The sequence below is a fragment of the Streptomyces sp. NPDC057638 genome (genome assembly GCF_042800315.1).
Taxonomy (GTDB): Bacteria; Actinomycetota; Actinomycetes; order Streptomycetales; family Streptomycetaceae; genus Streptomyces.
Map to the genome: position 1 here is coordinate 1 of NZ_JBHVHF010000255.1, position 11,923 is coordinate 11,923.

8 protein-coding genes are annotated in these 11,923 nt (G+C 72.5%); 5 read left to right on the plus strand and 3 right to left on the minus strand.

Annotation, left to right across the window (positions count from 1 at the left end; genetic code table 11):
• Window positions 1–753: 753 nt before the first annotated feature.
• Together ACFVIM_RS26825 and ACFVIM_RS26830 are read right to left on the minus strand one after the other, a co-directional pair.
• Window positions 754–1,536, minus strand: a complete 783-nt coding sequence (locus ACFVIM_RS26825; RefSeq protein ID WP_384306249.1) for a phosphatase — start codon at window positions 1,534–1,536, stop codon at window positions 754–756.
• A 151-nt stretch (window positions 1,537–1,687) separates the two neighbouring features.
• Entirely contained in the window at window positions 1,688–2,317 is a 630-nt protein-coding gene (locus ACFVIM_RS26830) for a TetR/AcrR family transcriptional regulator (protein WP_384306252.1), read from the minus strand.
• A gap of 123 nt (window positions 2,318–2,440) precedes the next feature.
• Between ACFVIM_RS26830 and ACFVIM_RS26835 the strand changes: the two genes are divergently transcribed.
• Genes ACFVIM_RS26835 through ACFVIM_RS26850 form a run of 4 tightly spaced genes read left to right on the plus strand, consistent with a single transcriptional unit; the run spans window position 2,441 to window position 8,262 of the window.
• Window positions 2,441–4,057, plus strand: a complete 1,617-nt coding sequence (locus ACFVIM_RS26835; protein ID WP_384306255.1) for a carboxyl transferase domain-containing protein — start codon at window positions 2,441–2,443, stop codon at window positions 4,055–4,057.
• A gap of 10 nt (window positions 4,058–4,067) precedes the next feature.
• Window positions 4,068–6,152 (plus strand): acetyl/propionyl/methylcrotonyl-CoA carboxylase subunit alpha, encoded by a 2,085-nt coding sequence (locus tag ACFVIM_RS26840; RefSeq protein WP_384306258.1) that lies wholly within the window; start codon window positions 4,068–4,070, stop codon window positions 6,150–6,152.
• The gene (locus ACFVIM_RS26845) at window positions 6,149–7,096 is read left to right on the plus strand and encodes a hydroxymethylglutaryl-CoA lyase (protein WP_384306261.1); all 948 of its coding nucleotides are present in this window, start codon (window positions 6,149–6,151) and stop codon (window positions 7,094–7,096) included. Before ACFVIM_RS26840 ends, ACFVIM_RS26845 begins: the two co-directional genes overlap by 4 nt.
• A gap of 5 nt (window positions 7,097–7,101) precedes the next feature.
• On the plus strand, window positions 7,102–8,262 hold the full coding sequence (locus ACFVIM_RS26850) for an acyl-CoA dehydrogenase family protein (RefSeq protein WP_384306264.1): 1,161 nt from the start codon (window positions 7,102–7,104) through the stop codon (window positions 8,260–8,262).
• Window positions 8,263–9,009: 747 nt separating this feature from the next.
• On the opposite strand, the gene ACFVIM_RS26855 is transcribed toward ACFVIM_RS26850, so the two are convergent.
• Window positions 9,010–10,665 (minus strand): beta-N-acetylhexosaminidase, encoded by a 1,656-nt coding sequence (locus tag ACFVIM_RS26855; RefSeq protein ID WP_384306266.1) that lies wholly within the window; start codon window positions 10,663–10,665, stop codon window positions 9,010–9,012.
• A gap of 230 nt (window positions 10,666–10,895) precedes the next feature.
• Here ACFVIM_RS26855 and ACFVIM_RS26860 point away from each other — a divergent pair, with 230 nt between their 5' ends.
• Window positions 10,896–11,783: a DUF4429 domain-containing protein gene (locus ACFVIM_RS26860; protein WP_384306269.1), complete on the plus strand. Its 888-nt coding sequence runs from the start codon at window positions 10,896–10,898 to the stop codon at window positions 11,781–11,783.
• The last annotated feature ends 140 nt before the right edge of the window (window positions 11,784–11,923 follow it).

Here is an 11,923-nt window from a genome sequence, read left to right on the forward strand (position 1 = left end):
CGTTCTCAGTGTCCGTCCGGGCGGCGCGCCCCCGTCATCTCGGGATCCCTCTCGTGCCCGTGCGGAGAACACGGGCGGCGGGGGGGGATCCGGGGACCGTGGGGGGTCCGGGGGCGGTGGGGGGCTGGGGGGCGGTACGGAGGGAGCCGGGCCGCCCGGACGACTCGGTCACCGGTACGGCGTGGCCCCGCGGCGGCGCGGTCCCGGGGCCGGGTGGCCCTCCGTGGCGCGGGGTGCTCCCGTCCACCCGCGCCACGGGAATCCTGGGGTCGTACGGGGGGCCCTGGCGTACGGGGGAGTCCTCCGGGCGGCCCGCCGACGGCCGGGCGCCCGGAACACGGCGGGCCCGCTCGGTCACGGTCGTCATCCCGTCCCCGGCGCCCCGCCCGGCGCGACCTCGGGAACGGGGCGACCGGGCGGCGGGCCGTGCCGGACGGCGGACCACCGGGCCTGCGGCCGGTCCCGGTGGTGCGCGACAACGACATGCGTGAGTGCCATCCGTACCGCCGTCCACTGGTCAGCCAACCGAAACCGTCTCGCAGGTGGACACGGCGCGCACGGGAGCCCGGTTCAGGGCGCGAGCGCAAAGGCCGGGCAAGGCGTAAGGAAAGGTACGGGAAGGACCGGCGCGAAACCCGCGGGAACTCTCGTACGGGAACGAGCGGTGAACCGGCACGGCACCGGACGGAGAACCCCAGCTGGCACGGCACCGGACGGAGAACCCCGGCCGGCACGGCACCGGGCGGTGAACCCCTACCCCAGCCCCGCCGCCTCCAGCAGATAGTCCGTCATCGGCCCGTACGCGCGCGGGTCCGTCACATGGTCGTCGAGCGGGACGGTGACCTGGACGGTGCCCTCCGACTCGCCGAGGAAGAGCGCGGGGTCGTTGCAGTCGGCGTAGGCGACCGTGTCGATACCGCGCTGGGCCGCGCACCCCGCCCAGCCGTGGTCGGCGACCACCAGATCGGGCAGCGGCTCACCCGCGCGGACCAGTCCGTCGAGGACGGCGGTCATGGGCTCGGCGTCATGGGTGTGGTGGATGGTGGCGCCCCGCTCGACCATCACGACGTCGGCGAACTGGACCACCAGACCGCCGTCGTCGCCCGTGAGCACCCCGGGAAGCCGGACGATCGCACAGCCCGCCGCGCTCAGGGCCGCCGCTGTGCGGCGGTGGACGTCCAGCAGGGCGCCGGGGTGGCCGGTGGCCACCAGGACCCGCTCCCGCCCGGCGGCGGCCTTGCGCAGCCGGGCGGCCATGCGCTCCAGGGCGTCGGCGGTCAGTTCGGGGTCGATGGTGTCCTGGCCGGTGCGGTGGTCCGGGTCGGGGACGACGCCGCAGCGCTCGGCCATGACGGCGAGGACGGCGCTCTCCTCGGTCCAGCGGGTGCCGAGCTCCAGGCCCAGCCAGTAGTGGCGGTCGCCTTCGGTGAGCGAGCGGTAGTGGGCGAGGTTGTTCTCCCGGGGGGTGGCGACGTCTCCGGCGATGCGCGTACGGACGAGGTGCTCGACGAGTGCTGCGCGGCTGAGTATCGGCATGCCTCTCATTCTGCGCCCCGGGCCCGCTGCCCAACCGGACGGCGGTCGGTACGGGCCCGGCGGGCCGTCGGTCCGGGACCCGGACCTCGCGGCGGACCGGCCGCCGGTCTCCCGGGCCATGGGCCCCGGCGGACCGGCCACCCGGCCCCGCCTACGCTCCCGCCCCGCCCGTCCCGTCCACCCCGCCCGCCACACTCAGCGCCGCGAACGCCCCGTGCGCCAGCCGCCGCAGCAGCGCCTCCGTCGCCGCCCGCGCGGACTGGCCCTGGGGCGCCGCGAGCCGGGGCGTCGAGTTCAGCAGCCCGAAGACGGCGTGGACGGCGGCCCGCACCTCGTACTCCGGCACCGCCGGATGCAGCTCACCGACCGCCAGCACCCACAGCTCCACATACTGCCGCTGCAACTGCCGCACCAGCTTGCGGTCGCTCTCCCGCAGCCGGTCCAGCTCCCGGTCGTGCAGGGTGATCAGCGCCCGGTCGTCGAGCGCGAAGTCGATATGGCCGTCGATGAGGGAGGCCAGCAGCGCGACCGGGTCACCGCCGCTCTCGGAGACCCGCAGCTTCCCGCCGCTGAGCAGCCGCTCGCTGATGCCGATGAGCAGTTCGGCGAGCATGGCGTCCTTGCCCGCGAAGTGGCGGTAGAGCCCGGGGCCGCTGATCCCGACGGCGGCCCCTATCTCGTCGACGCCGACACCGTGGAAACCGCGCTCCGCGAAGAGCTGGGCGGCCTCCTTGAGGATCTGTTCACGACGCGTGGGGGCGTCGGCTCTGGTGGTGCTCATGGGATTCCGGCTCCTGATGGTCGTGGAAGGCAATTCTAGACAACGCTGTTAGCGCTCGTTAACCTGAAGGAGAATCGTTAACGCTCATTAACTGATGTCGTCCGGGCGAAGGGCTCTCCACCCATGGACCAGGCACCCGTTCTGACCAGCGGCGCCGACCCGGCGTCGGCCTCCTGGCAGGCCAATGAGAAGGCCCACCAGGAGCTGTCCGACACCCTGCGCGCCACGCTGGCCGCCGCCCGCCTCGGCGGGGGCGAGCGGGCCCGCGCCCGGCACACCGCGCGCGGCAAGCTGCTCCCCCGGGACCGGGTGGACACCCTGCTCGACCCCGGCTCACCCTTTCTGGAGCTGGCGCCGCTCGCCGCCCACGGGATGTACGAGGGGCAGGCCCCGGCGGCGGGCGTGATCGCGGGCATCGGCCGGGTCAGCGGCCGGGAGACGGTGATCGTCGCCAATGACGCCACGGTCAAGGGCGGCACCTACTACCCGATGACGGTCAAGAAACATCTGCGGGCGCAGGAGATCGCCCTGGAGAACCGGCTGCCCTGCGTCTATCTGGTGGACTCCGGCGGCGCCTTCCTGCCGATGCAGGACGAGGTCTTCCCGGACCGGGACCACTTCGGGCGGATCTTCTACAACCAGGCGCGGCTCTCCGCCGCCCGGATCCCCCAGATCGCGGCCGTGCTGGGCTCCTGCACCGCCGGAGGCGCGTACGTCCCGGCGATGAGCGACGAGGCCGTGATCGTACGGAACCAGGGGACGATCTTCCTCGGCGGTCCCCCGCTGGTGAAGGCCGCCACCGGGGAGGTCGTCACCGCCGAGGAGCTGGGCGGCGGCGAGGTCCACTCCAGGGTCTCCGGCGTCACCGACCACCTCGCCGAGGACGACGCGCACGCGCTGCGGATCGTGCGGACCATCGTCTCCACCCTCCCGGCGCGCGGCCCGCTGCCGTGGACCGTCGCCCCGGCCGAGGAGCCCACACTGGACCCGGCCGGTCTCTACGGCGCGGTGCCGGTGGACCCCCGTACCCCGTACGACGTACGGGAGGTGATCGGGCGGCTCACCGACGGCTCCCGGTTCGCGGAGTTCAAGGCCGAGTTCGGGCAGACGCTGGTCACCGGGTTCGCCCGGATCCACGGCCACCCGGTCGGGATCGTCGCCAACAACGGCATCCTCTTCGCCGAGTCCGCCCAGAAGGGCGCCCACTTCATCGAACTGTGCGACCAGCGCGGCATCCCGCTGCTCTTCCTCCAGAACATCTCCGGCTTCATGGTCGGCCGCGCCTACGAGGCGGGCGGCATCGCCAAGCACGGCGCCAAGATGGTCACGGCGGTGGCCTGCGCCCGGGTGCCCAAACTGACCGTGGTCGTCGGCGGCTCGTACGGCGCGGGCAACTACTCGATGTGCGGCCGGGCCTACTCGCCCCGCTTCCTGTGGATGTGGCCCAACGCCAAGATCTCGGTGATGGGCGGCGAGCAGGCCGCCTCCGTCCTCGCCACCGTCAAGCGCGACCAGCTGGAGGCGCGCGGGGAGAGCTGGCCGCCGGAGGCCGAGGAGGAGTTCAAGGCCCCGATCCGGGGGCAGTACGAGCGCCAGGGAAGCGCCTACTACGCCACGGCCCGGCTCTGGGACGACGGAGTGATCGACCCGCTGGAGACCCGCCAGGTCCTCGGCCTCGCCCTGACCGCCTGCGCCAACGCCCCGCTGGGAGACCCCGGCTTCGGCGTCTTCCGGATGTGAGGGACACGCCATGACAGAACTCCTCGACACGGTCCCGGCGGCCACGCTCTTCGACACGGTCCTGGTGGCCAACCGGGGCGAGATCGCGGTCCGCGTGATCCGCACCCTGCGCGCCCTCGGGATCCGCTCGGTCGCCGTCTTCTCCGACGCGGACGCCGACGCCCGCCATGTCCGCGAGGCCGACACGGCCGTACGGATCGGTCCGGCGCCCGCCGCCGACAGCTATCTCTCCGCCGAACGGCTGCTGGAGGCGGCGGCCCGCACCGGCGCCCAGGCGATCCACCCGGGGTATGGCTTCCTCGCCGAGAACGCCGCCTTCGCCCGCGCCTGCGCCGAGGCCGGTCTGGTCTTCCTCGGGCCGCCGCCCGAGGCGATCTCCCTGATGGGCGACAAGATCCGCGCCAAGGAGACCGTCGCCGCCGCCGGGGTCCCCGTCGTCCCCGGCTCCTCGGGCTCCGGCCTGAGCGATGAACAGCTCGCCGAGGCGGCCCGCGCGATCGGCGCGCCCGTGCTGCTGAAGCCGTCGGCGGGCGGCGGCGGCAAGGGCATGCGGCTGGTCCGGGACCCGGGGGCACTCGCCGAGGAGATCGCGGCGGCCCGCCGGGAGGCCCGCAACTCCTTCGGCGACGACACCCTCCTGGTGGAGCGGTGGATCGACCGCCCCCGGCATATCGAGATCCAGGTCCTCGCCGACCGCCACGGCACCGTCCTCCACCTCGGCGAGCGCGAGTGCTCCCTCCAGCGCCGCCACCAGAAGGTCATCGAGGAGGCCCCCTCGGTCCTGCTGGACGAGGAGACCCGGGCCGCGATGGGTGCGGCGGCCGTACGGGCCGCCCGCTCCTGCGGCTATGTGGGCGCGGGCACGGTGGAGTTCATCGTCCCCGGCGACGACCCGGCGGCGTACTTCTTCATGGAGATGAACACCCGGCTCCAGGTGGAGCACCCGGTCACCGAGCTGATCACCGGCCTGGACCTGGTGGAGTGGCAACTACGCGTCGCGGCGGGCGAGCCACTGCCCTTCACCCAGGCCGGTATCACCCTCACCGGCCATGCCGTCGAGGCCCGCCTCTGCGCCGAGGACCCCGCCCGCTCCTTCCTCCCCTCCGGCGGCACGGTCCTCGCCCTGAACGAACCCTCCGGACCCGGTGTACGGGTCGACTCCGGCCTCAGCGAGGGTACGGAGGTCTCCAGCCGCTACGACCCGATGCTCTCCAAGGTGATCGCGTACGGGCCCGACCGGGCCACCGCGCTGCGGCTGCTGCGGGCCGCGCTGGCGGAGACCGTCACCCTGGGCGTGGCCACCAACGCGGGCTTCCTGCGGCGGCTGCTGGCCCACCCGGACGTGGTCTCCGGCGCGCTGGACACCGGGCTGGTGGAGCGCGAGGTACCGCACCTGGTGGAGACGTCCGTACCCCGCCCGGTGTATCTCGCGGCGGCGCTCGCCCGGCACTCCGCCGCCTTCCCGGCGGCCGGCGGCTGGGTGGACCCGTTCTCGGTGCCCTCCGGCTGGCGGCTCGGCGGCGAGGCGGGCTGGGCGGTCCACTCCGTCCGCGTACCGGGCCAGGACCCGGTGGAACTACGGGTGCGCGGCACGGCCGAACAGGCCGAGGTACGGATCGGGGAGAGCGTCCACCAGGCCCGGCTGCTGCCCTCCCCCGAGGGCGTGCTCACCCTGGAGACCGACGGACTCACCCACACCTTCCACCACGCCTGCACCGCCGGAGGCCGGTGGCTGGGCGCCGACGGCGACTCCTGGCAGCTGCTCGACCACGACCCGGTCGCCGCCGCCCTCACCGGCGCCGCCCGCTCCGGCGCCGACACCCTCGCCGCGCCGATGCCGGGCACGGTCACCGTGGTGAAGGTCGCCGTCGGGGACCGGGTGGACGCCGGACAGAGCCTGCTGGTGGTCGAGGCGATGAAGATGGAGCACACGATCACGGCTCCGCACCCGGGCACGGTCACCGAACTGGAGGTCACCCCGGGCACGACGGTGGCGATGGACCAGCTCCTGGCGGTGGTCACCCCGGACCCGGCCCCGACCCCACCACCGGGCATCCCGGACCCCGCCACCCCCCACGGGGTGACCGGCCCATGACCGCGCTCCCCGACGGACTCCCGATGCCCGTCCCCGCCCCCGGCCTCCCACCCCGGGTCCACATCCACGAGGTCGGCCCCCGCGACGGCCTCCAGAACGAGAAGGCGACGATCCCCACCGGGACCAAGGCCGAGTTCGTCCACCGCCTCGCCGACGCGGGACTGACCACCGTCGAGGCCACCAGCTTCGTCCACCCCGACTGGGTGCCCCAGCTCGCCGACGCCGAACAGCTCTACCCCCTGCTGGCCGACCTCACCGGCACCGCCCTGCCCGTCCTCGTACCCAACGCCCGGGGACTGGACCGGGCACTCGCCCTCGGCGCGCGGGCGGTCGCCGTCTTCGGCTCGGTGACCGAGACCTTCGCCCGGCGCAACCTCAACCGGACCGTGGACGAGTCCCTCGCCATGTTCGCCGCCGTCGTCGCCCGCGCCCGCGCGGAGGGCGTCACCGTCCGTGGCTATCTCTCCATGTGCTTCGGCGACCCCTGGGAGGGCCCGGTCCCGCTCGACCAGGTGGTCCGGGTCGCCACCCGCCTGCGCGACCTCGGCTGCGACCAGCTCTCCCTCGGCGACACGATCGGCGTCGCGACCCCCGGCCACGTCCGGGCCCTGCTCACCGCGCTCACCACCGCCGGCGTGCCCACCGACACGCTCGCCGTGCACTTCCACGACACCTACGGCCAGGCCCTCGCCAACACCCTGGCGGCCCTGGAGTACGGAGTCACCACCGTGGACGCCTCAGCGGGCGGACTCGGCGGCTGCCCCTACGCGAAGAGCGCCACCGGGAACCTCGCCACCGAGGACCTCGTATGGATGCTCCACGGCCTCGGCATCGACACCGGGATCGACCTCGGCCGCCTCACCGCCACCAGCGTGTGGATGGCCGACCAGCTCGGACGCCCCAGCCCCTCCCGTACCGTCCGCGCCCTCTCCCACAAGGAGTGATCACCATGGCCCTTGACCACCGGCTCACCCCCGAACTCGAAGAACTCCGCCGCACGGTCGAGCAGTTCGCCCACGACGTGGTGGCTCCCAAGATCGGCGAACTGTACGAACGCCACGAGTTCCCCTACGACATCGTCCGCGAGATGGGCCGGATGGGGCTCTTCGGACTGCCGTTCCCCGAGGAGTACGGCGGAATGGGCGGCGACTACCTCGCCCTCGGCATCGCCCTGGAGGAACTCGCCCGGGTCGACTCATCGGTGGCCATCACCCTGGAAGCGGGCGTCTCACTCGGCGCGATGCCGATCTACCGCTTCGGCACGGAGGAGCAGAAACGCACCTGGCTGCCCAGGCTCTGCTCCGGCGAGATCCTCGGCGCGTTCGGCCTCACCGAACCCGAAGGCGGCTCCGACGCGGGCGCCACCCGGACCACGGCGGTCAAGGACGAGACCACCGGGGAATGGGTCATCAACGGCTCCAAGTGCTTCATCACCAACGGCGGCACCGAGATGACCGGCCTGGTCACCGTCACCGCCGTCACCGGCCGCGACACCGACGGCAAACCACGGATCTCCTCGATCATCGTCCCCTCCGGCACCCCCGGCTTCACCGTCGCCGCGCCCTACTCCAAAGTCGGCTGGAACGCCTCCGACACCCGCGAACTCGCCTTCCACGACGTCCGGGTCCCCCTGACCAACCTCGTCGGCGACGAAGGCCGGGGATACGCCCAGTTCCTGCGGATCCTCGACGAAGGCCGGATCGCGATCTCCGCACTGGCCACCGGACTGGCCCAGGGCTGCGTCGACGAATCAGTCACATACGCCAGGCAACGCCACGCCTTCGGCCGCCCCATCGGCCAGAACCAGGCCATCCAGTTCAAGCTCGCCGACATGGAGATGCGCGCCCACATGGCCCGAGTCGGCTGGCGCGACGCGGCCTCCCGCCTCATCCACGGCGAACCCTTCAAGAAGGAAGCCGCGCTGGCGAAGCTCTACTCCTCCACCGTCGCCGTCGACAACGCCCGGGAAGCCACCCAGATCCACGGCGGCTACGGCTTCATGAACGAGTACCCGGTCGCCCGCATGTGGCGCGACTCCAAAATCCTGGAAATCGGCGAGGGCACCAGCGAGGTCCAACGCATGCTGATCGCAAGGGAGCTGGGGTTTTAAGCTTCACCCCCCTTTTTTTAGCGGCTGCTCTCCCCCAGGCTCCGCCCGGGGGGACCCCCACCGGGGCGCTTTAGTCGAGATTCTCGTGTCCGACGTGCTCGATCGCTCGTTCCTCACGATCTCCGCGCGACGGCCACGAAAGCCCCCAGGCCTGCGCCTGGGGGTGCCCCCAGACGCGCCCCTTTGGCTCAGAACCGACCTCGGGTAGAGCGAGTCCTCACACGGAGCTACTCACCGGCAGAGGTCCTTGGGGTGATCCGGTGGCGAAGCTCCTACGGTGAGAACCGGGGGTGTGGGTTCTTCGTACGTCGACAACGGTCACGGTCCCACGGACCGTCACTACGGCAGCCGGGCTCCGGGGGCACGTTCGGGGGGCAGGGTCGCCCCCGCAGGGAGTGGCGGACAACACGAGCAGCCCCGGAGAACCTCTCCCGCACCACGAGACAACCCGCTTAGGTTAGGCTATCCTTACCTCACCGGAGGCGGTGATGTGTGACAACGGTCCCTCACACATCACCGCCTCCTCTTTCGCTGCCCGGAACACCCCGGGGAGCCCCACCCCCGGCTCACCCCAGGGGCCTCTGCGGGTGAGTAGCTCCGTGTAGGGACTCGCTCCACCCGAGGTCGGTTCTGAGCCGAAGGGGCGCGTCGATGCCTCAGTGGCGTCGCGCGGAGATCGTGAGGAACGAGCGATCGAGCACGTCGGCGCTGAGGCATCGACTAAAGCGCCCCGGAGGCGAAGAACCGCTAAAAAAGAGGCGAGGCGTAGTACGTCACGCCCCGCGCCCGCCAGCGCCGGGCCTCCCCCGCCAGCCGGACCCGGTACTCGTCCCAGTCGCGTCCCGCCGCCGACCAGCCCAGTTCCGCGATGCCGGGCAGCCGGGGGAAGACGAGGTACTCCAGATCGGCCTGGGTGACCACGGTCTCCGTCCACAGGGGCGCCTCCACCCCGTACACGGCTTCCTCCGGCACTCCGTCGAGGTAGGTCCCGGGGTCCCAGTCGTAGGACTGGTCGACTTCGACCAGGCCCGCCCACTCCAGACCCAGCTCGGTCTCGGCGGTGTACTTGTGGTCCAGATAGGCCCGGTCGCCCGGGGAGAGGATCAGCCGGGCGCCGCGCCGTACGGCCTCCACGACCTGGGCGCGCTCGGGCTCCTTGGTGCCGTCGTACCCCCAGTACTGGAGGATGGCGCCGGGCACCGCGTCGGTCGCCGCGAGCTGGTGCCAGGCGATGACGGTCTTGTCCAGTTTGACCACGGTCTCCTGGGCGCGGGCCATGAAGAGGGCGTAGTCCTCCGCGCTGGTGGCGTCGGCCTCGTCGCCGCCGATGTGGAGATAGCGGCCGGGTGTGAGCGCGGCGACCTCGCGCAGGACGTCGTCCACGAAGTCGTAGGTCACGGGCTTGTGGACGGCGAGGGAGCTGAAGCCGACATCGGTCCCGGTGTACACCTCGGCCTCGGCGCCGTCGGCGGTGAGTTCGGGGTAGGAGGCGAGGGCGGCGGCGGTGTGCCCCGGCATGTCGATCTCGGGGATCACCTCGATATAGCGCTCGGCCGCGTAGGCGACGATGTCGCGGTACTGCTCCTGGGTGTAGTAGCCGCCCTCGCCGCCGCCGACCGCCGTGGCGCCGCCGCGCTCGGCCAGCTTCGGCCAGGACTCGATGGCCAGCCGCCACCCCTGGTCGTCGGTGAGGTGGAGGTGCAGGGTGTTGAACTTGTAGCGGGCGATCTCGTCGATGAACCGCTTGATGTGGTCCACCCCGAAGAAGTGGCGCGCGACGTCGAGCATGGCGCCCCGGTAGCCGAAGCGCGGGGTGTCTTCGATCGTCCCGCCGGGCACCGGCCAGGGCCCGTCCTGGACGGCCGTCTCCTCCACCGCCACCGGCAGCAGCTGACGCAGGGTCTGTACGGAACGGAAGAGCCCGGCGGCCCGGTACGCGGTCAGGGTGAGCGCGGCGGGGGCGGACTCCAGCCGGTAGCCCTCCTCGCCGAGCGCGGTGGCGCTGTGGTCGAGCACGAGCCGGATCCCGTCGGCGCCCTCCTCGGCGGTGACGGGGAGGGCGAAGCCGGTGGCCGGGCGCAGCAGCGCGGCGAGGGACTCACCGATGGCGCGGGCCTCGGCGGAGTCGGCGACGCGGATGACGGTGGCGTCGGTGAGGGCGTGGCCATCATCGGCGGGCTGGACGAGGGAGGGCGCGGGGATGACCCGGCCGAGCGGGGGCACCGCGCCGGAACCGGATGCGGATTCGGGTTCGGATTCGGGGACGGCGGCCGGGGCGGGAGGGCCCTCACCGGAGCCCTCACCGGGGCGCCCGGGGCCGCGCCCGGGGCCGAGGCCGGCGCCCCCGGCCACGGTGGAGAGGAGGAGCGCGCCGAAGATCAGGGGAAGCGTTACCAGTCGCACAGGCCGGGCCCTTTCGCCGGAAGTGTCATGGCCGGATGGGGTCCCTGCCCCACCCGTACCGCATAGGTACAGACCAACCCTGCCCCATCGTCTTCTCCGACAATCGCCCGCCCCCGCCTCACCCGCCCTCCCTGACCAGCGCGCCGCCGGGTACGGGCGTGCGCCGTGGCGCCCGTCGCGGGCCGTGGGACGAGCCCCCTCCGCCATCTGACGGATGAAAGAATCCGAGCATGGCGGAAATCATCCAGAAAGACGGCACCTGGGTCTTCGACGGCGAAGTGGTGCGCATCGTCCCCGGGGCCGACAAGAACCTGAGCCCGCTCCGCAAGGCGCTCGGTGAGGTCACCGTCCCGCTGGAGGCCATAGCGGGGGTCTCCTTCGAACCGGGGCGCAAGAAGTCCGGACGGCTGCGACTGCGGCTGCGCGGTGGCGCCGACCCGCTGCTCCAGATCGCCGGGGGCAAGCTCTCGGACGGCGCCGATCCGTATCTGCTCTCCGTCGAGAGCGACCGCTCCGGGGTCGCGGAGTACGTCGTGGAGGAGGTGCGCAACGCGCTGCTGCTGGACCAGATCCCCGGCGAACCCGTCGACCGCTATCTCCTCAGCGGCCCGGACATCCCGATCACCGCCAGCGCGGGCGACGGCACGGTCTCGTTCGACGGTGAGCAGATCAAGCTCTCCTGGAACTGGAAGACCGAGGAGTCCAAGTCGTCGGGCGGGGACCGGACGCTGCCGCTGGAGGCGGTCCGGGCGGTCGAGTGGCACCCCTCCTCCGGCCTGGACAACGGCTATCTGCGCTTCACCGCCGCGCATCTGGCCAACACCGCCAAGCCGAAGTACGACCCGTACGCGGTGGAGTTGTGGGGCTTCCGCAAGGACTCCCTGATGGCGCTGGTCGCGGCAGCGGTCGTGGCCCGGATGCCGCACCCCAACGCCCCGGCCCGCCCCGCGCCCGCCCTCACCTCCGGCCAGGGAACCGCCGGGGGCAGCGGGGGCGCCCCCGATGATCACGACGTGCTGCTGCGTCGGCTGCGGGAGCTGGGCGAACTGCACCAGGCCGGGATACTCACCGCCGAGGAGTTCAGCACGGCCAAGCAGGCCGTCCTCAAGCGCCTCTAGGCCGTGTCTGACAAATCCCGTCTGGCCCGCGACGCCCGGCACGCCCACTCTCCCCCTGTGCCCTGCGGGCACGGGTGGGGGTGCCCCCGGGCGGAGCCTGGGGGAGTACCCCCAGCGTTGTCGGGATTTCCCGAGTACGT